We start from the raw sequence: 19,592 nt of genomic DNA on the forward strand, positions 1-19,592 counted from the left end.
AGCTTAGGTTTATCGCAACAGAGGAGCTACTGTTAGGAACGGGGTTCCGTCGCGCCGAGCAGCCGCAGGTCGTCGGATGCAGGCAGTTCAAATACCTGTAGGTGAAAGTGCTTAATGGCGGCCAGTAGATGGTCAAAAATATCGGCCATCGTATCTTCGAAATAGGCCCATTGTGTCCCCTTGGTAAACATGTAGAGTTCCAGCGGAATACCGTATTCACTAGGGGCTAACTGACGGACCAATAAAGTAAGTTCCTGATGGATATTGGGGTTATGTTTGGCATAGGCGAGTACATAGGCCCTGAACAGGCCGATATTGGTCATCCTGCGACCATTGACGGGCGAGGAACTGTCTGTATGCCAGGTTTTATTGTACTCGGCAATCTCGCGCTCTCTTTTTTCGATATAAGGAGCCAACAGCCGGATCGTTTTTAATGCCGTGATTTCCTCCGCACTGAGGTAGCGCACCGAAGACATTTTAATGTTCAATGCCCGTTTTATCCGACGGCCACCAGTCTCCTGCATTCCACGATAGTTTTTAAATGAATCGCTCAGAAGGGTATAGGTCGGAATGGTGACAATGGTCTTGTCCCAGTTCTGTATCTTCACATTGTTGAGGTTGATCTGCAGCACGTCGCCGTCCACACCGTATTTGGGCATTTCTATCCAGTCTCCTACGCGGACCGAGTCATTCGCCGACACCTGAATGCTGGCCACAAAGCCTAGGATAGTGTCCTTAAATACGAGCATGAGGATGGCGGACGCCGCCCCGAGCGAGACCAGAAAGGACCAGGGCGAATTGCCGGTCAGCAGGGAAACGACCAGTGTACCTATCACAAAAATTAAAAAGATCTGTACCACCTGCAGGTAGCTGTCGATGGGTTTGTCCTTAAACGCATTTGAACCACGAAAAATATCGCGGCAGGTTTTTAATAGGCTATTGGCCAGATGGTAGATGGTGAACAATACCACGATATCCAGAAACTTGACAATAGCCGCTGTAAGCACCGGAAAACCAACGAAGATCACCGGCAGCAGCTGCCTTGCAAGCAGCACGAGCAGGGTACGGCTCACGCGTACATGCACTTTGTTTTCCAACAGATAATTATCCCATTTGGTCGAGGTCCGCCGGGCAATCCGGTTCAATGCGGAATAAAATACTTTGCGCATGATATAATCGAGCGCATAGAGCAGCACCGCAAAAGCAAAAAGTAACCCGGCGGCCGTAACAATATGTGCCTGCTGCTCGGGTAAACCCAATTTGGCAAAGAAATTAAAAATGTACTGATAAATTGAACTTGATGATTGTTCACTGAGTTTAAGCATGTTTAAGTTTTTCATATGAACAAACAAATTTACGAAGAAATATAAACACGGATTTTGGCGTGGAAAATACCCCTTTAACCCTGTTTTTACGCGTAAAGTTTGCTTATTGATTAATTTTTACGTATATTGATAAATTAATAGATAACCCGATGGCGAAAATTTTCTGTTTCGCGTCTTTAAAACCCCCAACGATTTGAATGAGATTAGTGTGATAGGTGGTGGGAGTTGGGCCACGGCCCTGGTTAAAATTTTGACAGAAAATAGCATTCATACCAACTGGTACTTGCGGCGTTCAGAGCAGGTGCGCTCGATAAACCGAGATGCTGTTAACCCTGACTACCTATCGTTTTTAAAACTTGACAATACAAAAATTTATGCGTCCGATCAGCTGGACGAGATCGTGGCCCGATCGAAAGTAATTCTTTTCGTCGTGCCCAGTGCGCATCTGGACAAAGTTTGCGCCGCAATCCCCAAAAAGGACCTTGCCGAAAAGTTTGTGATCACCGCTATTAAAGAAACCGTCTGCCCGGACAACCTGCTTCCCAGTGCTTATCTCGCTAGGTATTTTGAATTGGAAGATTTTCAGCAGGCAATCATTGCGGGACCATGCCATGCCGAAGAAATCGCACGGAACAAGAAAACCTATATGACCCTGTGCGGTCCCAACGAATCCTTTATCAGTAAGATTTCCAAGGGCTTCGCTTCAAGCTATATGCAGGTAAACTATAGCCCCGACATGCTGGGCGTGGAGTACGCCGCTATTTACAAAAATGTCGTCGGCATCGTCTGTGGCATGGCCGAAGGACTCCATTATGGAGACAACTTTATGGCGGTGCTTGTGGCCAATGCGATTGACGAACTGGGGCTGTTGCTGCATTCCCTTGGTGCGCCCGATGTCCGACTGGGCAGCTCCACCTATTTGGGCGACCTATTGGTGACGGGCTACTCCGCGCATAGCCGTAACCGGACTTTCGGTAAATACCTTGGCCAGGGATATTCGGTGTTCGAAGCCCGTCAACTCATGGGCATGGTCGCTGAGGGATATTTTGCAACCAGGGGGCTGATGGCGACAGTCTCGAGCCTCGGGCTCAATTTGCCCCTCTTACAGACAACATATCGTGTGCTATACAACCATATGGCCGCAATTGATGAATTTAAACTTTTAGAAAGGAATATAAAATAATATGCTATTAGCAACAGATTTAGATGGAACTTTTTTGGGCGGAAAGATGGAAGACCGCCTCAGATTATATAGATTGATAAAAACTAGCCCGAATATGCAGCTGGTCTTTGTCACCGGAAGAGGGCTGGAGTCGGTATTGCCGCTGCTGAGCGACCCGCTTATTCCGGTGCCGGATTTCATTATTGCGGATGTGGGCGCCACGGTCGTTAACGGCCATAGCCTGGAAGCGATTGAGCCGCTGCAGAGTGAGATCGAGGAAAAATGGCCGCAGACTTATGCCATCCGGGCGGCGCTGGAGGAAATACCGCAGTTGAATTACCAGCATGTACCGCAGCAGCGCCGCAGCTCCTTTTATTTTGAAGCCGGCGTGGACCATAGCCTGGTGCAGCAGGTAGCGGACAGGTACGACTGCGACATCATTACTTCGGCCGATAAATACCTGGACTTGCTCCCCAGAGGGGTCAATAAGGGGACGACATTAAAGAAGCTGGTTGAATTTCTGGCCGTTGACCCAGATGATGTGATGGTAGCTGGCGATACACTGAATGATCTGGCCTTGTTTGAGATCGGCTTTCGTGGTGTTGCTGTCGGAAAATCTGAGCCGGGGCTGCTGCAGGCCATTGATCAGTTGGATACAGCGTACAGTGCAGAGGCCGCTGGAGCGGGCGGTATACTGGAGTACATGGGCAAATACCGCCCGTTTCAGCAGCTGATCCGCGGGGAACAAAAATCGGTGCCTCGAAAAAGAAAATCCAAAAAATCAGACCAGCTGGTGATGGTGTACCATCGGCTGCCTTTTGAAAAGGAGTCGGTAAACGGTAAGACGGTAAGGGTAACGCCCAAAAGCCCGAACGGCATCATTCCTTCGCTGCTGGGCTTATTTGAAAAGGGACGCTCCGGTCTTTGGATCGGGGAGGAAGTCATCCAGCAGGACGGAAAGCCGGTTCCAAATCAGCTGGTGGACGAAAGCCGATACCCTAATCTGGTCGCTTCCACCATATCGCTGTCTAAAGAGGATATCGATAAGTTCTATCGTGTATTCTCCAAAGAGGCGTTCTGGCCGACGATCTTTTCCTTTGTGGACCGGGCAAAATTCAACCACGAGGACTGGGAACATTACCTGATGATAAACAAGCGCTTTGCCGAGCGGATTGCCCGCGAGGCCGACGAGGAGGCGCTGGTCTGGATCCATGAGTATAATCTGTGGATGGTGCCTTCTTTTTTAAAGACCATGCGCCCGGATCTGAAAATTGGCTTTTTTCATCATACGGCTTTTCCGGCAGCAGATATTTTCAATATTATTCCCTGGCGCAAAGAGATTATCGGCAGCCTGCTGCTCTGTGATTTTATCAGTTTTCATATCCCGCGTTATGTCGAGAATTTTGTGGATGTGATCCGTAGCCATACACCATTTAAAGTGGTCAAAAAAGTTGATGTCGCCAATCAGTTCCTGACCTATAGCTGTGCGCTCGGCGTCGATCAGATGACCAAGATCATTGAGGTGGATGGCCGGCAGATTAGGCTTGGCGCACAGCCGGTGGGGGTCAACAGGGATCATATCGAACAGATTTTGACAGATGATAAGGTTAAGACCGAGATCAATGCCCTCAAAGAAAACAAAGCCGGATCAGGAATAACGCGTATCATATCCATCGAGCGCCTGGATTACGTCAAAGGCCCCTTGGAAAAAATCCAGGCTTTTGGTGAATTTCTGGCCGAATACCCAGAATTTAGAGGCAAGATCGAACTGGTCAATGTCTGTACGCCGCCATCACAGGGGATGACGATCTATGACGAAATCCGGGATCAGGTGAATCAGGCCGTGGGTGAGATCAACGGTAAATATGCAACGATGAACTGGACCCCGATCCAATATTTTTACAGGGCCTTGCCTTTTGAGGAAGTGGTCAAGCACTATGCGCTGAGCGATATTGCCTGGATTACGCCTCTGCGGGACGGACTGAATCTAGTCGCAAAGGAATACATTGCGACCCATGGGTTATTGGAGACTCCCGGGATTCTTGTGCTCTCAGAATTTGCAGGTGCCTCGGTCGAATTGCCTTATGCCATATTGACTAATCCCTATGACCGTAAGAGCATGAAAGATGCACTGTTGAAAGCCTTGGTCATGGAACCCGGAGAGGCTCAGGTCAGAGCGCGCAGGCTGTACGAGCATATTGAGCACTACGATATCCATTACTGGGGGCGGGATTTTGTGAAAGAGCTCGAAAAATCGGGTAAAGCAATTGTTCATGAAAAGAAGTAACTGCTAGTCTTAGGTGTCAAACGTGCTTTTTTAGCCATCTTAGAAAAAAAGAATTAGAAATCCGTGTTAATCTGGTTTCTTGAATAGAAGACAAAATAACGTTGAAAACGAAGCTGCTGGATGTATCCCTTAGGAAATCCCTCTATTTTACAAACAATATTGTTTTAACGAGGGTTTTTCTTGAGGGAATAATTCAATAAAAAATAACGCGCAAAGTCTCGAAGAAAAAATAAAATATGATAAATACTGGTAATAATAATGAATTTCAAAATGCTTTCAGTGCAAGCTTCAGTTATTATTTTGACAATTTTGGAAATGAGGAGCAATTTTTTGATTCTGCCAAAAGATGGATTGATGATAAATATTTCTTGATTGTGTTTGGATGTTCAAATAAGGATCATCGTGGACAACATATCTTATTATTTTTCAGCAACCAGTATTTTCCGGTTCAAGAAATAAGAGGATATTTTAAAGAAGGGGCTTATTTTGCATTCCGTTCAGATCTATTTACAGGATATAGTCTGCGAAATAAATTGAAAGAATTTGGGTTTCTAGAATACTCCATTCAGGAATCGATGATCTTATCGAATAACGATTATAGGCTTATAAAAAATATCTTTGAACTGATAGACCTCGAGACTAAGATGCCCATGAGTGAAACGCAGTCTAAAATACTTATTTCATATCTTGATTTGCTTTTACAACATATGCAAAGGTTTTATCAACAGTTAATGGAAGATAAGCTGAATGAGTTTAGAGCGTTACAAAAAGATTTCATGAGCGAGCTGCACACTCTTTTTGATAGCAAAAGAAAATGCTTGTTTTTACTTCCTAGTTTAACATTATTGTCCAGGAAACTAAATTGTACAACACGATTTCTCAATGATGTTTCTTTAAAAACTTCTAAAAATACAGCACAGTATCATATTGACAATTTTATTGTTAAAATAGCAAAGGAATTACTTGCTGAAACTGATTTATCAGTAGCTGAAATCGCTAAAAAAATGCAATTTGATCAACCTCAGTCATTAACCAGACTGTTTAAAAAGAAAACAAGAATTAGTCCACTCGACTATCGTATATCAATTATATGACAAATTTATTCCCAGAGGAATCAGCTTAGCCTAGCTAAATCAGTTCATTGGTCAAGCCAATGAACTAAATTGAGCAAAAATTGGGCATTCTGTGTTGCCGACGGGTGGTTCATTACTCTTTTTTCACTTTTGATGCCATGGAGTTGTGCCGAAAAAGGTGGGTTATTATTTTAACCAAAAGTTTTTATCGCTATATGCGTTGGTATGATAAGGAGTATGGTTTTCAATGGTAGTTGTCATTCGATTATAGCTTATTGTTTCCATTTCACTTTTCCCTTATCGTCCAACATTTCGATAGAAGGATTACCTAGACTGTCCACCTTTAAAATAATTCTCGGTATTTCATTGTTATCTTTCATCACCAAAGAAGCGTTCCCATTCTCCGTTAGCAGGTTTATCCGGTTAATATTATGCCCCGGCTTACCGGATAGATCTTTATCATTAATCAATAGACCAGCCCTGAAATAATTGTCGTGTTTATTATCCTGTGCCAAGATACCAATGGCATCTGCATTCTGATAATCAAATGCGAGGGCATTCAGGTTAGTCTCTTCATTATCAGTAATTGCCAAACCACCTCTTTCGTCTCCATTTTTATCATAGAAAATTAGACCCGCGGGAGCGTAAGCCCTTTTATACGTCTTCCCATTGATAATAGGTTGCGGAATGTTATCTGTGTTTGCAATAACGACACGATTTTTTCCAGATCTGTCCTTGATATCTATTCTTTCCGCGGTTAAGCTTTGCTTGTTGTTCAGAAAAAAGTAGACCACACAAGCCATCAGTACGATATTGGAAAGAATAAGTGCGGTTAGAAATATTTTTAGTGTTTTGGAAATTGTTTGCATAATTTAATTTCAATTGTTAATTATTACGTTCTCCTATTTCACTCTTCAATTAATAGTACGATGCGTTCTATTTCAAAGAGTTTAATAGTATGCTTTATTATTGTTTGATAATAAGCAAAAATAAAGTGCGATTTCGAGAACGCACTCTACATAGGTTGAGCGTAATGATTTTTTTATTTGGTTAGCCCTTTACGTATTCTGCTCAACTGTGTTGGGGTAATGCTCAGGTGCGAAGCAATATATTGTAGTGGAATTCTCCTATCAATTCCTGGATGTGCCGCCAGCAATTTGAGATATCTTGTGGTGGCACTTTCGGTCAGTAAAGAAATTTCTCTTTCTTCATTAATGACTATCCATTTTTTCTCCAAATAAGCAATGTAAAGGTTTTTTAGTTCATCATTTTGATTAATAGCTGCTCTTGTTTGATGATAAGGCATACATACCACGGTAGTGTTTTCAATAGCTTGCAATTTAAAATCGTTGGCCGTTTTTATAATTGCCGAAAATCTTGTGCTCGCAAAATCCCTCTCCAAATAAATCCATTTATTCCAGGTAGCTCCTTTCTCATCAATAAAATAAGAGTTTAAGGCCCCTTTACAAACAAAGAAAATGTCATTGGCGACACGTCCTTCTCTTAGTAAAACTTCGTTTTTCTTAAACTGCTGAATGTAGACGGTTTGAGCCAACAAATCAAATGCCCTATCCGAAATAGGATATACGCTTTTAACAGCTGTTTTAAAGTCTGAAAGATATTTTTCTGTTTCTGTCATTTGTTTTAGCGGGGCTACATGATGCTGTTACTTTCAAATAAATATAACGTATATTTTAAATAGCTAAAATTGATTTTTCTCTTCAGTTGGATATTTCGATATCAATGACCACTAGATAAATATGATAGATTTAACATAACCGCTTCATCCGTTTTGCAGCCCCCTTATCTGGATACTATCATTCGGCATTCTTCCAGAATAACTGGACCTTCTCGGTGCACCGCCTACACCGCCACCACCAAGTAAGGTATTGCGAAGACCAGAACAAATGATTGACCAAAATCCCTTTTTTATATTTTTTCAATAAGTGGTCCGCATCAGGTATGCTAACATTCCTTCTGATAATTTTAATCTGATTTAGAAATCCATTACTGTGTCCAAGCCGCGTTTGAGTCCCTTAAATGTATCTATTTTATTTAAAGCTATAAAAATGCCTTTAAGATAAGGTGCTGTGCCGCTTCCTGCTTCGTGTTTAATATTCAGTCTTTCGTCTTCCATACCAAAGATTGTTTCGACACCGAGTATATGACCCGGAAGGCGAACTGCGTGGACTTGAATGCCATTGATTGTAGCTCCCCTCGTTTCTTTATAACCAATGGTGTTTTCTATAGGCACATCTAAAACTGGTTTTTGAATCTTAGAAAGGCGATAGGCAAGTTCAGCAACTGTTCCACTTGGGGCATCTACCTTCTTCTGGGATGCATAGTCTATTATTTCGAAGTGATCAATATATTTCGCTGCAGTTTCCGAAAATCTTTGTAATAAAACAGCCGTTATTGAAAAATTACCAGCAGCTAACACAGATACATTTTTTTCCTCTGCAAGCGAGCCGATCTCCTCATATTCCAGATCTGAAAGCCCCGATGTACCAACAATACTATTTTTTCCATTCTTAATTGAAGCTATAATATTTTCCTTTGCAATTTTTGGGGATGTAAAATCAATCAAAATATCAAAATCCACCTTGTCAATTGCTTTTTCAATTGAATCAAATAGCGGAATTACCCCTTGATCTAAACCTAAAATGTCCGATAAATTTTCTTCGGATCTTGAAAGCCCACCGACTAATGTATAATCTGAACTAGCCACAATCGCTTTGCTCAATTCTTTACCGACCCAACCTGTGGCTCCGGCTATAAAAACTTTTTTCATACTAATTTCTGTTTTATTTATTCTACTTCAAATACAGCCTGTATTTCTACAGATAAATTTTCCGGTATAGATGAGTGACCAAGTGTTACCATGTTCATTTTTTTCATGTCCACCGATATTGTAAATGATAGTACAAAGCTAGCTTATGTTTTTTTATTAAATTTGCCAATAACTATATGCAAAACGACAAGAATAAATGTGGCTTAATTGAACGTAAGAAGGGAGAGTTTTCAGATCCAATAAATTTAGATGCTTATGTATGGTATCAAAATAACTGGACACATGATGATTACGAACATGTACATGCTCGAGGCCAATTAAGCTTTGTTTCCCAAGGATATCAATATTTTTATATTGAAAACAGAATATACCTGGTTCCTCAGAATCATGTCATTTGGATTCCTTCCAAAGTAAAACACAAATCCCGTTCGGAAGCAGAACATGTCGATTTAATGGTTATACTATATGCAAATGTGCCCGAATTCGACTTTTTCCGATCCGTACACGTATTTGCAGTGCCTACCGTATTGCGTGAGATGTTAGGTTACGCTTCTAAATGGAGCCAAAATTTTGAAGAAAACAAAGAACAATATCATTTTTTGCAGGCAATATTGAATTGTTTACCTAACTTTTGTTCTGAAAATCACAACCTACAAATTCCTATACCATCAAATGAAAAACTGATTCCAATCTGTGAGGAGATCAATAATAATTTTAAATACGCAATTAATATAGAAATGCTAGCCAGAAAAGCCGCTATGTCAGCACGTAGTCTTCAACGAATCTTTAAGGCGGAAACTGGTATTACAGTTCAAAAATACCACCAGCTCATTAGGATTTTAAAAAGTATCGAAATGATTGATCAAAAGAAATTTACACTTACAGAAATAGCATATATGGTCGGATATAAAAGTTTGTCTGCGTTTACTTCTTCATATCAAGCAATCATGAAAGATGGTCCTAGAGCTATGAAAAAAAAGGTTCTTACAGCTAGATATTGATATTTTGATTGCGTCTAATCTACCTGCACCAAATCCTGGGACAATGTCGATGATATGTATGGCCCGAGCAGAGAGAGAATTAGGGATCAAAATCATTGAATTGACTGTCAGTTAAATTAATGAAACGATGTGTGTAAATCCCGCAGATTACGTGTTTCTCTACCGCAAATGTCTTGGTTTTAGATGTAGTACTGCGCTTTCTACAACCTCAGCTATGCGCTTTTGTCTAGTTTCCGGTTTTCTGACAAGGATAATCCAGCCCAATATTATTTTTCTTGTTGATTTGCTCAGACGTAGAAAATAATCTTTCGAGCCAGTATGTTTTTCGAATGCAATTTCTAAGTCATTTGGTATGATTAGTTCTTCTATTTCATCCAGGTTTGTCCAAGATCTATCTTGTTTTGCAACTTCCACGCATGCTAAACCCGCCTCTGTCATTCGCCCACTTTCACTGAGCTGCTTAACTTTTTCTTTGTTGATTTTTGACCAGTTGCTTTTCGGTTTTTTTTTGGTAAAAAATTGCATGTAAGAAGAATTGTCGATCGTCTTTCTTGTGCTGTCAATCCAGCCGAAGCAAAGTGCTTCGTCAACGGCCTCACTCCAACTTAATGAAGGAATATCTGACTTTTTTGTATAAAAGACAAGCCAAACAGATTGTCTGGACAGATGGTTTTCATCCAACCATTGTCTCCAATCTGTTTGGCTTTGAGGACAATAGGTATCTATATCCTTATTATGCATTTTGTTGGGCTAACCATTTTAAAATTGCGCGGTTTGTTTCCTCCGGTTTTTCCTGTTGAATCCAGTGAGCACAATCCAGACTGACAATGTCCAGATTGGGAACGATATTTTTAAGATTTTCAGACTTTGGAATCGTATCCTGTTCTCCGTATATCATCAGCGTCGGTTGATGAATGAGCGGCTTGATATCCGCCATCAGGTGCCAGTTTCGATCAAGGTTTCTGTACCAGTTTATGGCGCCAGTAAATCCAGATAATTCAAAGGCCGAAACAAATACAGACAGCTCGGTTTTGTCCATTAAAGGCTTCCCAGCGGGTTCTACTGCTCTTGCGAGATTGATCATTAGCATGCCGGGAGCCGGGGGAGCGGAAGGGATATCTTTGCGAAATATGTTACGCAGGAACTGGTGTACGTTTTCATTCATTATAGCATCTGCAATTCCGGTTTGCTTATTGAAATGAACAAAGTAGAAGTCTTCTCCAAATAGGATTTCCATCAATTCAATCCATGGTTGTTCTCCGCGATCCTGATAAGGCAGCGCTAAGTTTATTATTTTATTTACCCGTTCAGGATACAATAGCGCTAGATTCCATACCACATTGGCACCCCAGTCATGACCGACGAAGGTGGCATCCTCGTATCCGTAATAATCAAGTAGAGCGATAAGGTCAGCGGTCAAGTGCTTTATATCATAATCCGTTACTTCGGTCGGGCAGGATGAGTTACCATAGCCACGTTGATTCGGGACAATTACGTGATAACCTGCAGCGACCAAAACGGGTATCTGATAGCGCCAGGAAAATGCGTGTTCCGGAAAACCGTGACAGAGAATAATCGGTTCCCCCGAATTTTGTCTTCCTGCTTCAAATACTTCCAATACTACATTATTTACTGAAATGAAAATAGGTTTTGGAAATTCGATTTGATCGGATGCTGTACCAGATGATATGTCACTCATGTTCTTATTGTTTGATAAAATTGTCATGAGGCAAATTTAAAGCTGGTCTGTGACAATAGGATGTCAGTAATCAAAAGTGTATCTCCCCAAAAAACTAATATTTAAAACCAAGGGATCGGGTGTATTGTAATCATCTTGAAAGTTAATAGCTAGCTGCCAATGTTGCCATCGGCACCACTGTCTTTAGCGATATAGGAGCGAACTATGCAGATTTCTTTGGCGGTCGTTCTTCCAGCGATGAGAAGGACTCAGGAAATGTTTAATCGATCACAATTATTTAAATGAAACTTTGGTAAGTTTAGAGCTAATGCAACATTAAAATATGCACCATTTATTTCTTTGTAATGTGCGAAAGCTGTTCGTTTGACTATGGTTGGAAGGGACGGATAAATTAAGTAGATTTAATTTCTATAAAACTTCTTTTATAAAATTTCCATTGAACAAAAGAACTTATGAAAGAAATCAAAAAACATCACAATATGCGCACGCTAGCCATTGCACTATTTTCAGTGGTATTTATCTTTTCGTGTATCTCTTGCACTTCCATATCGCCCAAGTATTTAGCACAAAATGCTGCGGCACATAGCGTTTCGAAGGTAGAATTGAGAGAAACATATATCTTTGATAATTATCCTCAGAAGATAATAGGCCACAATCATGGCAGCCAAGCGAAGAGTGCAGTCTATAATGAATATTGTCTATGGAACTATATTGAACCAAATTACTATAAAACGGATAGCCTGCATTATCTTTACAAAACTTCATTGGAGCTCACTCAAAAAAATAAAATCCATTTCAAACTAATTGATACCTTAGGAAATGTCGTTCGAGAAAGAACGCGGAAAGTTAAGCTCGAATCGCAAAACTTTGTTTCTTTCAGAAATACTGACCTTGACATCTATGTATTAGTCAATAGATTCTTTACCAAAACTATCTGCTTTGCACTAGATAAACAGGGTGATTTAGTTGTGCCCAGTGAGTCGACAGCAGCCGGTTTTCTTATTCTCTTTCCGCTCGCCGGCGCCCTTAACCATTAGGCATATACTTATCGTCATGTCGATACAGTTGCCAATTGAAAGGATATAGATTGGAAAGAAACAATTAGCCCAAACCACTTCCGAGAACAACAAATATTCGTGTTTTGAATTCAACAATACAAAGCAAAAAAAGAGTAAAAAAGCAATACAAAATGCGAGGAGTCTATATTTCTTCCAATTGCATGATGTAATATCTTTTAGGATTTTCCATATAATCTATTTTCTAATTTGGTGAATTGCGTATATTTAAGAGTTAGAAGCAACCGTGAAAATGATGTCAAACAAATAACAGGACTGAAATGAAACTTTCACAAAAAGTAGAAAATATACTGACAAAGATCACTGAAAAGAATACGAAACTTGGAGACTTGCGAATTATTGCCAAGGATATTAAAAAAGATCACGAATTGGCAATGGAACTTTGGTCATCCAAGCTTTTTTTTGTCCGTCAATTGGCAATCTTGATTATGGACAAGAAACTTCTAACCGAAGAAGTGATTGATCAATTAGTTGCTGACATTAAGAAACATAACGAAAACGAGAGACTTCAAATGATTGATTGGCTCATGGCGAACCAACTAACAAAAGACAAAAAGACAATTGCTTTAATAGAAAGTTGGGAAGATAACCAGTCCTCGCTAAAAAGACGAACTTATTGGTATTTTCAAGGTCGTTTGCGTTGGACTGGACAACCACAACCCAACAGTGAAGAATTGCTTAATAAAATTGAAAGTAAAATTGAAAAAGAAAAACCGGAAGTGCAATGGGCAATGAATTTTACAACAGGTTGGATTGGAGTTTATGAAAAAAAATATCGGAATCGTTGTATAGCACTTGGCGAAAAAACTGGACTTTATAAAGGTAAAATGGTTTCAAAAGGTTGTACACCTGAATATTTACCAGAATTTATTGTCATTGAAAGCAATAAACGAAAGCTATAAAAGCATTATTTACTGATGATTTGAAAGTAGAATCAACAAAATCTGATATAACCCAAAAGGTATCGCCATCTCCCGAAAAAACAAGTTTTGATGCAGTCATTAAAATTCAAACGCTCAGCGCTAGATAAATATAATAGATTTACCACCTAAAGTGGGGAAGAACCCGTTTATTCGAAATCTACAGCTCAGTCTAGTCATTAATGGAAAATCGGCATAATGAAATTTTACAGATAATGATGAAGTTATAGCGAATAATAAATGTCTCCGAACGAATTATAAAGTAGTCTTACACACTACCAAATTAACTGTAAATTGGTTTAAATAAGCTGATATGAAGTGGATGTTTTGCATATTAATTTTTGTGATAATGGAAATGGATGTGGCATTTGCGCAGGCTCATTTAAAGAATGGTGTATATGAATTTGTCGATAGTATTTCATTGGATCCCCTTGGCAAGGGAAGAGAGAAAGTGCAAACTGTTGAAAAGAAAACCCTCATAAGAACACTTATTGTATTAAATGATACGATCTGCTATCGAATCGGAGAGCATACCCAAACGTTTGCAGTTAGTTTTGGGATGCAAGCAGATTATCTTTTGAAGCTTAAACATGTCAATAATGGATTCAGCGCTGAAAGCAAAGCTGTCAAATTGAAGCTCGTTATCGTCGATGATGAGACTATTGCAGTGGAGGTTTTAGCGGGAAAGGCCAGGTATTTTTATAGTGGCGGTCAATATTTTACACGCGAGATCGCACTTCCCCCTGAAAAAAAAATATTGACTTTTAAACGGGGATTAATTCCTGAGGATATTAAAAATTTATGCAAGCAAGAGCATTAAAGAATAATGTAGAAGTGAGCAAGTGGTAGCAGAGGCTTTTTAGCGCGAGGTAAGAAGGTTAGTGATTATTACCTGCCGAAGGTTTACTTTATCGGTATTTTGGAATTTGACATGGATAGAAATGGAAGTTCTGGTATATCCAGTCTCACAGAGCGTCCTTATTTTTATGATGTGGCGCTGTGTGACAAATTGACCAAAGAAATATTCTATGATAAATTGGGATATAAAATGATTTCGCTTCCATTATTTAATAAACAGCCAGAAGAACTAAAGACAGTTATGGATCAGTGGTTGTACTTACTTAAACATTTGAGTACCATGGATAGATTGCCATCATTTTTGGATAAAAGAATATTTGGTCTTATCTTTGAGATAGGAGAGATAGGTAAATTAACGGAGGAGCTAATGTCATACGAAGCAAGTTTAAAACATAAGCGTGATGCTGAGAGCGTATTTAATTCGGCCAAGAAATCTGGAGAAGCTTTAGGTCACGCTAAAGGTCTAGCAGAAGGTAAAGCCAAAGGACTAGCAGAAGGTAAAGCCAAAGGACTAGCAGAAGGAGAGCGTAAAAAAGCTCTTGAGACTGCTAAAGCATTTAAGGAAATGGGGCTACCTATAGCTGATATTGCTAAGGGCACTGGACTTTCTGTCGAAGAGGTCGAAAAACTCTAAGTTTCTTTATTTTGGATGACTGCTCTACCAATAGATGAATGGCAACCACCATATCCAGTTGGGGTTTCATAAAGGGTTGCTATACTGTTATAAGGTCTTTTTATTGTTAATTTGTATTAATCGTTATCTTAAATCTTTAATAACATTTTTCAATTTTTCAGGATTATTCTCGAAAGCTTTTATTTGACCTATATTGTCAGCTGTAAATGAAAGGAGCGGACCGTTTGGATCGCTGATCCTGTTTTCGCCCTTTACCTTTAAATTTCTATAGATGTACACGGGGGTTTTCAGTATCCCCCAGGGAATTCCCCACCAACCAAGAAGTGAGCAGGATACAATGGCTTTTCGATTTTGCTTGTCCAAACAATCCGGGCAGGCAATGATCCATCTAGTTTCGGTAATACTCATAACTATGATGCTTTTGATACTGTGGTAGATTGTCCCATTTAACTTGTCCCGAGTATTGTTGCAGATAGGGCAGGGACAATTCCGCAGCAGTTCCGCATAATGATAAATATCTTCAATAGAATGCTGTTCATTTTGGGCTATTAAACTATTTAAAAGATCAGGGTCGAGGTTGCGCTTCTTAATTTCATTTTCTATGATACTAACTACTTCCGGCTGAATTCCCTGCGCATTTGTGGTAATAACCTCAATGAGCCTGTTATCCGACATTCTTTCATAGTTTTTTTCTATCTCCCTTAGTTCCATGATAATGTGATGAATGCTCTAAAATTAATTGCTATGATATTTAGGTATTAAATTGGCTTCCTAATAATTGAATTTACAAAACAGTATTTGTATTGGCAAAATATAAAATCAGTCTTCACAAATTCCTTAATTGGGATTAATGTTTAATCAGCTACAGTTTCCCGTAACCATTCCTCCATTCAACCGATATCTTGGCCTTAAATTGTATGTAAGGTTATTTTAATCGTTACTTTTGGATGATCATAAGTCATGATCGACTTTAAAATTAACTTTCTAATTTGGCAAATTGCGTATATTTAAGAGTTATGTGATATAGTTGTAAATCAAGTACTAAATGGAACAAAGAGAATTTTCGAAATTAATACTTAAATTCCTGGAAGGAAATTATCCACAGTTTGCTCAGACAATAAAGTTTCAAGATGATGGATCTTTTGATTGTGATTTGAAAAGTGAATCCGGAATATTTTCAATTTGGATTGCAACATATAATACCGAAATAACTATTGGAATCGAAGATCCAAATGGAAAAACAGATATTCATAGTCATATTCCATGTTATGTGTTAGATGATTTAGAAGCTTGTGTTGCAGAATTATCATCATTTATTGAAAATATTAAAGCTGACAATTTAGTTTTATATCAAGATGAGGATGGAAAATATGATTGGATAGAATCATTTAAATTTGAAAACCTTGATAACTGTAAAAAGTTTTCCTGGAAGATTAATCACGACGTCACATCATAGCAGTTTTTTCCCTTCCACCCGAATATACACATATGAAAAAGTATTAACCTTAACCTTCTCTCAGTGATCACCCCCAGAATAGATCCACATAGGCTCTGTTTGACCTGCTCGTTCAAAGCCGTTCTTTTTATAAAATTCGATAGCATTTCCATCAGCCGTAAGCATCTGCATGTGAAAACCCTTATAAATCTCTTGCATTTTATCCATAATCAAACGCCCAACACCTTTGCCTTGATAAGAGGGTAGCACCAGTAGATGTGGATAATAAACCACGAGGTATCCATCGGAAATAGCATTTCCTAGACCTACCAATATCGTACCATCCCATGCCGTAACTAAGGAATGCGAATTTAAGAGTGCTTTGATCAGTAGTTCTGGTTTATCGGCTGCACTCCATTTGTTAGCTTGATAAAGTTGTAGTATGTCGGTTGCGTTTAAATCTCTATTGACACTTAGCTGTATGTTCATATATTATTCTGTAGTTTTCGTTGGTATTTTAAGCAAATGTTCTTCGTTCGTAAATAGGCGAATATGTGAAAATCGAAGATTACAAACCGTAAAAAACAAATTAGATTTTATTCCTTGTCAAATTTTCCAATATATTTCATACCGAGCATATCGGCAATTTTTTCACCATGTATTTCAATTGAGCCTTTTACAACAAGTTCAAGTACGGAATGGGCTGTGATCATTCTCAGCTCTTCAACTTTGAGAATCATCTTTTCGGCAATGTTGTAATCTTCTATTTGGAGAATCAGTATCTCGTCAAGTTTTTCGCTTTTTGAAGTATGGTAATAATTCAGTTTTATAATATCCTTTTTATTTAGTGCCGCTTGTTGGAGAATATTCTTTTTATCAATTTTATTGTCTCCTATCCATAAGTAATGAACCTCATAATCTGATAAAGACTGGTCTGAAAACTGAGCCAATTTCCCAATGTACTTTATCGTTTCAGAACGTGAAGCATCTTTTTCATCTAGGTCATTGTCTTCAAAAGCTACAACAGCGTTAAAACCAATGAAACTATGTCCTCTTAATAATGTTTCTAACTCCTTTTTATCTACACCAATATCATCTGCAATGGTTTTGATATCTAGAGAGTTCTTATAATATTTCATTATCATGAGATCTTCATCATAGTTATCCAAATGAACTTCCTTGCAAAAATCACAGCGTAACTCCGTATTTGGTTCTTTATCGTCCTCTTCGTTTCGGGTTGGCGGTGCGTTGTCATAAACAGACCATGCTTCCAGATAGTCATTTTGATCAAGATATTTTTTTAATTCTTTCTCCGTTTTAAACTTTCCGAACCATACATGTATTTTTTTCATCCTGTGATGTAATTTAAGAATCTGAATTAGCAATGTTAAAGATAAAGCATTTTTGTATAGAAATTTTCCCCTTAATTACCTCAGAAACATCCTTGGGTATATTACTTACGATTTCCCATAACCAATCCTACTTCCAAACCAATACCTTAGCGTTACAGTTTGTTATAATCTTGAAAGTTAGTAGCTATAAACTTATTAATTCAACATACCACGACCAATTCCAATAGCTGCCAATGTTGTTATCGGCACCACTGTCTTTAGCGACATAGGGGCGAGCTATGTAGATTTCTTTGTCGGTCGCTCTACAAGAGAAAACAATGGCGAATTTAAAAAAAAGGGAATTCACTGTTTAACAATGTTAGACTGTAAAACTGAATTTTTTATTAGCATAAAAAGTTGATTAATGTCCAGGTTAGGGGATAAAACCGATTGAACATAATTTGTACATCGCTTTGCTTCACAAAGAAAAGTTTGATGTACAATAAGTAAAATGACCGTGTCGGGATAAAAATAATTTACAAACGAAAAGAAAAGTGCTGTGTCTTTAAATACGAGGCGATAATCTATCAGCAGCAATTCTGGCCTTTCATTGATGTGAGAATTGCTGCTGATAGAATCAATAGAAGTTGCTTCAAGTACAATATTTGCCGGACTTTGTATATGCTCAGAAAAAAGTATACGGTAGGCGAACAGTAGCTTTCTCAAATTCGTAATAATACCAATATTGATTTTTTCCATACCTAACGATATTATTGTTATTTACAAGCTTTCTACTTATCGCTACCGATATATTGATACCTCTAAAATTGAGGTATACGTTGATTTAGGGATAGCATGTCAGATTTGTGCTGAAAAGCATTTTCTCCCTTTTCGGCTTCTTTGTCACTTACAGTTTTTCGAAGTGATTGGCTCGAGAACCTATTTTTGTTTTTGATATAGCATATTTCGATTCCTTCCGAGATACAATAATCCTTTCCTGAAAAATCGACCAATTTATATTCTTCACCTATAAAATACTTGTGAATGGGCAGCGACTGAAGCATATCCGTGATGTCTTTATCCGATTCAAAAGGAATAATTTCATCAACAAATTGACAACCCTCCAATTTGATAAACCGTTCGACCATTGTTTGTGCTGCATCATGGGATTCAGCATTCTGTATGTTTGAATCCGTTTTAAGTCCTACAACCAAATAATCACATTTGCTCTTAGCTTCCTGTAGTGCAACAATATGGCCTACATGTAACATGTCGAATACGCCGAAAATAATACCTACGTTCATATATTCATTATTAGTTTATGCATTTATACGCTTTAAGGCATAGTTAACTCCCTCATTTATGTTTACGACTGAACCCGCACTGACTCTTTCTTTCGATGCAATTATTCGGCGTAAAGAAGAACTCGAAAACCTGTTTTCCCGTCTATTGAAATACAATTCTATTCCTTTTTCTTCGCAATATTGCCTTCCTGTAAATGCTTTATCCATATATTCATCGCCTAAGATCCGCACATGTATTTTGAACGAACGTAATACATCTTCCAGATCCTGTTCTGTTGCATATGGAATAATCATATCTACATGTTTACATGCCTTTAATTGCATATAGCGTTCAAATACAGATTGTGTTGGCTTGTTTTTCTCCGGACGATCAAGTGTTGGATCGGTTTGTAGGCCGCAGATCAGAAAGTCGCAATGTTCTCTGGCATCTTCGAGCATTTTAATGTGACCTGCATGGAGCAGATCAAAAGCAGAAAACGTAATTCCTATTTTTTTCATTTTATATTAGTTTAAAACTGCAATTATTGAAGAAGTATAGGTAGAACGTAGCTCAAAAAGATTCGTTTTAATTTTAAATTATTTTTTTACTGTAGTATTTTCAGAATTCTTGGACCTTTTTTCCATCTTTCTTTTTTGAAATTCATATGAACTAAAATTGCTGGCCGACGTTCTGATCTAAAATGAAATTCAGCGAGC

The 19,592-nt window shown here is 38.8% G+C and carries 19 protein-coding genes and 1 pseudogene; 9 read left to right on the top strand and 11 right to left on the bottom strand.

Annotated elements, in window-relative coordinates:
• Positions 1-32: 32 nt before the first annotated feature.
• On the bottom strand, positions 33-1,325 hold the full coding sequence (locus tag HS960_RS04800; RefSeq protein WP_228280215.1) for a mechanosensitive ion channel family protein: 1,293 nt from the start codon (positions 1,323-1,325) through the stop codon (positions 33-35).
• Positions 1,326-1,518: 193 nt separating this feature from the next.
• On the opposite strand from HS960_RS04800, the gene HS960_RS04805 reads away from it, so the two are divergent.
• The 3 genes from HS960_RS04805 (at position 1,519) to HS960_RS04815 (ending at position 5,868) form a co-directional block, all read left to right on the top strand.
• A complete protein-coding gene (locus HS960_RS04805) occupies positions 1,519-2,508 on the top strand; it encodes an NAD(P)H-dependent glycerol-3-phosphate dehydrogenase (RefSeq protein ID WP_182331489.1) in 990 nt (329 codons plus the stop codon).
• Position 2,509: 1 nt separating this feature from the next.
• Positions 2,510-4,774: a glucosylglycerol-phosphate synthase gene (gene ggpS, locus HS960_RS04810; protein WP_182331491.1), complete on the top strand. Its 2,265-nt coding sequence runs from the start codon at positions 2,510-2,512 to the stop codon at positions 4,772-4,774.
• Positions 4,775-5,010: 236 nt separating this feature from the next.
• On the top strand, positions 5,011-5,868 hold the full coding sequence (locus tag HS960_RS04815) for a helix-turn-helix domain-containing protein (protein WP_153848645.1): 858 nt from the start codon (positions 5,011-5,013) through the stop codon (positions 5,866-5,868).
• A 251-nt stretch (positions 5,869-6,119) separates the two neighbouring features.
• Here the strand turns inward: HS960_RS04815 and HS960_RS04820 are convergent, their stop codons facing one another.
• From HS960_RS04820 to dapB, 3 genes are all read right to left on the bottom strand, one after another.
• Positions 6,120-6,716, bottom strand: coding sequence for a hypothetical protein (locus HS960_RS04820; RefSeq protein ID WP_153848644.1), 597 nt, complete (start codon positions 6,714-6,716; stop codon positions 6,120-6,122).
• 173 nt (positions 6,717-6,889) lie between these two features.
• The gene (locus HS960_RS04825) at positions 6,890-7,486 is read right to left on the bottom strand and encodes a Crp/Fnr family transcriptional regulator (RefSeq protein ID WP_153848643.1); all 597 of its coding nucleotides are present in this window, start codon (positions 7,484-7,486) and stop codon (positions 6,890-6,892) included.
• A gap of 357 nt (positions 7,487-7,843) precedes the next feature.
• On the bottom strand, positions 7,844-8,638 hold the full coding sequence (gene dapB, locus HS960_RS04830) for a 4-hydroxy-tetrahydrodipicolinate reductase (RefSeq protein ID WP_153848642.1): 795 nt from the start codon (positions 8,636-8,638) through the stop codon (positions 7,844-7,846).
• A 176-nt stretch (positions 8,639-8,814) separates the two neighbouring features.
• Between dapB and HS960_RS04835 the strand changes: the two genes are divergently transcribed.
• On the top strand, positions 8,815-9,639 hold the full coding sequence (locus HS960_RS04835; RefSeq protein ID WP_182331493.1) for an AraC family transcriptional regulator: 825 nt from the start codon (positions 8,815-8,817) through the stop codon (positions 9,637-9,639).
• 159 nt (positions 9,640-9,798) lie between these two features.
• Here the strand turns inward: HS960_RS04835 and HS960_RS04840 are convergent, their stop codons facing one another.
• Positions 9,799-10,380: a YdeI/OmpD-associated family protein gene (locus tag HS960_RS04840; RefSeq protein ID WP_182331495.1), complete on the bottom strand. Its 582-nt coding sequence runs from the start codon at positions 10,378-10,380 to the stop codon at positions 9,799-9,801.
• A complete protein-coding gene (locus HS960_RS04845) occupies positions 10,373-11,338 on the bottom strand; it encodes an alpha/beta fold hydrolase (protein WP_182331498.1) in 966 nt (321 codons plus the stop codon). The genes HS960_RS04840 and HS960_RS04845 overlap by 8 nt, the downstream gene beginning before the upstream one ends.
• A 452-nt stretch (positions 11,339-11,790) precedes the next feature.
• Between HS960_RS04845 and HS960_RS04850 the strand changes: the two genes are divergently transcribed.
• The 4 genes and pseudogenes from HS960_RS04850 to HS960_RS04865 form a co-directional block, all read left to right on the top strand.
• Positions 11,791-12,375: a hypothetical protein gene (locus tag HS960_RS04850; RefSeq protein ID WP_182331500.1), complete on the top strand. Its 585-nt coding sequence runs from the start codon at positions 11,791-11,793 to the stop codon at positions 12,373-12,375.
• Positions 12,376-12,674: 299 nt separating this feature from the next.
• Positions 12,675-13,316 (top strand): DNA alkylation repair protein, encoded by a 642-nt coding sequence (locus HS960_RS04855; protein ID WP_182331502.1) that lies wholly within the window; start codon positions 12,675-12,677, stop codon positions 13,314-13,316.
• 331 nt (positions 13,317-13,647) lie between these two features.
• Complete coding sequence (locus HS960_RS04860; protein WP_153848636.1) at positions 13,648-14,154, top strand: hypothetical protein; 507 nt, start codon at positions 13,648-13,650, stop codon at positions 14,152-14,154.
• 54 nt (positions 14,155-14,208) lie between these two features.
• Positions 14,209-14,826: pseudogene (locus tag HS960_RS04865) on the top strand (PD-(D/E)XK nuclease family transposase); the annotation flags it as partial.
• A gap of 123 nt (positions 14,827-14,949) precedes the next feature.
• On the opposite strand, the gene HS960_RS04870 reads toward HS960_RS04865, so the two are convergent.
• On the bottom strand, positions 14,950-15,501 hold the full coding sequence (locus HS960_RS04870; RefSeq protein ID WP_182331505.1) for a hypothetical protein: 552 nt from the start codon (positions 15,499-15,501) through the stop codon (positions 14,950-14,952).
• Positions 15,502-15,871: 370 nt separating this feature from the next.
• Here HS960_RS04870 and HS960_RS04875 point away from each other — a divergent pair, with 370 nt between their 5' ends.
• Complete coding sequence (locus HS960_RS04875) at positions 15,872-16,282, top strand: hypothetical protein (RefSeq protein WP_182331507.1); 411 nt, start codon at positions 15,872-15,874, stop codon at positions 16,280-16,282.
• Between the two features lie 60 nt (positions 16,283-16,342).
• Here HS960_RS04875 and HS960_RS04880 read toward each other — a convergent pair whose 3' ends face one another.
• From HS960_RS04880 to HS960_RS04895, 4 genes are all read right to left on the bottom strand, one after another.
• Positions 16,343-16,750 carry a GNAT family N-acetyltransferase gene (locus HS960_RS04880; protein ID WP_153848126.1) on the bottom strand — a complete coding sequence of 136 codons (408 nt, stop codon included), beginning with the start codon at positions 16,748-16,750 and terminating at the stop codon, positions 16,343-16,345.
• Between the two features lie 107 nt (positions 16,751-16,857).
• Complete coding sequence (locus tag HS960_RS04885) at positions 16,858-17,613, bottom strand: immunity 22 family protein (RefSeq protein ID WP_182331509.1); 756 nt, start codon at positions 17,611-17,613, stop codon at positions 16,858-16,860.
• Between the two features lie 800 nt (positions 17,614-18,413).
• The gene (locus HS960_RS04890) at positions 18,414-18,896 is read right to left on the bottom strand and encodes an adenylyltransferase/cytidyltransferase family protein (protein ID WP_153848124.1); all 483 of its coding nucleotides are present in this window, start codon (positions 18,894-18,896) and stop codon (positions 18,414-18,416) included.
• Between the two features lie 15 nt (positions 18,897-18,911).
• The gene (locus tag HS960_RS04895) at positions 18,912-19,394 is read right to left on the bottom strand and encodes an adenylyltransferase/cytidyltransferase family protein (protein WP_120333754.1); all 483 of its coding nucleotides are present in this window, start codon (positions 19,392-19,394) and stop codon (positions 18,912-18,914) included.
• Positions 19,395-19,592 lie beyond the last annotated feature (198 nt).

Source organism: Sphingobacterium paramultivorum (genome assembly GCF_014109745.1).
Classification (GTDB): Bacteria; Bacteroidota; Bacteroidia; order Sphingobacteriales; family Sphingobacteriaceae; genus Sphingobacterium; species Sphingobacterium paramultivorum.

Bases quoted from the DNA above. Each gene is read 5' to 3' on its own strand.
- HS960_RS04800 (WP_228280215.1), bottom strand. From the start codon at position 1,325: ATGCTTAAACTCAGTGAACAATCATCAAGTTCAATTTATCAGTACATT.
- ggpS (WP_182331491.1), top strand. From the start codon at position 2,510: ATGCTATTAGCAACAGATTTAGATGGAACTTTTTTGGGCGGAAAGATG.
- HS960_RS04815 (WP_153848645.1), top strand. From the start codon at position 5,011: ATGATAAATACTGGTAATAATAATGAATTTCAAAATGCTTTCAGTGCA.
- HS960_RS04820 (WP_153848644.1), bottom strand. From the start codon at position 6,716: ATGCAAACAATTTCCAAAACACTAAAAATATTTCTAACCGCACTTATT.
- HS960_RS04825 (WP_153848643.1), bottom strand. From the start codon at position 7,486: ATGACAGAAACAGAAAAATATCTTTCAGACTTTAAAACAGCTGTTAAA.
- dapB (WP_153848642.1), bottom strand. From the start codon at position 8,638: ATGAAAAAAGTTTTTATAGCCGGAGCCACAGGTTGGGTCGGTAAAGAA.
- HS960_RS04835 (WP_182331493.1), top strand. From the start codon at position 8,815: ATGCAAAACGACAAGAATAAATGTGGCTTAATTGAACGTAAGAAGGGA.
- HS960_RS04840 (WP_182331495.1), bottom strand. From the start codon at position 10,380: ATGCATAATAAGGATATAGATACCTATTGTCCTCAAAGCCAAACAGAT.
- HS960_RS04845 (WP_182331498.1), bottom strand. From the start codon at position 11,338: ATGAGTGACATATCATCTGGTACAGCATCCGATCAAATCGAATTTCCA.
- HS960_RS04850 (WP_182331500.1), top strand. From the start codon at position 11,791: ATGAAAGAAATCAAAAAACATCACAATATGCGCACGCTAGCCATTGCA.
- HS960_RS04855 (WP_182331502.1), top strand. From the start codon at position 12,675: ATGAAACTTTCACAAAAAGTAGAAAATATACTGACAAAGATCACTGAA.
- HS960_RS04860 (WP_153848636.1), top strand. From the start codon at position 13,648: ATGAAGTGGATGTTTTGCATATTAATTTTTGTGATAATGGAAATGGAT.
- HS960_RS04870 (WP_182331505.1), bottom strand. From the start codon at position 15,501: ATGTCGGATAACAGGCTCATTGAGGTTATTACCACAAATGCGCAGGGA.
- HS960_RS04875 (WP_182331507.1), top strand. From the start codon at position 15,872: ATGGAACAAAGAGAATTTTCGAAATTAATACTTAAATTCCTGGAAGGA.
- HS960_RS04880 (WP_153848126.1), bottom strand. From the start codon at position 16,750: ATGAACATACAGCTAAGTGTCAATAGAGATTTAAACGCAACCGACATA.
- HS960_RS04885 (WP_182331509.1), bottom strand. From the start codon at position 17,613: ATGAAAAAAATACATGTATGGTTCGGAAAGTTTAAAACGGAGAAAGAA.
- HS960_RS04890 (WP_153848124.1), bottom strand. From the start codon at position 18,896: ATGAACGTAGGTATTATTTTCGGCGTATTCGACATGTTACATGTAGGC.
- HS960_RS04895 (WP_120333754.1), bottom strand. From the start codon at position 19,394: ATGAAAAAAATAGGAATTACGTTTTCTGCTTTTGATCTGCTCCATGCA.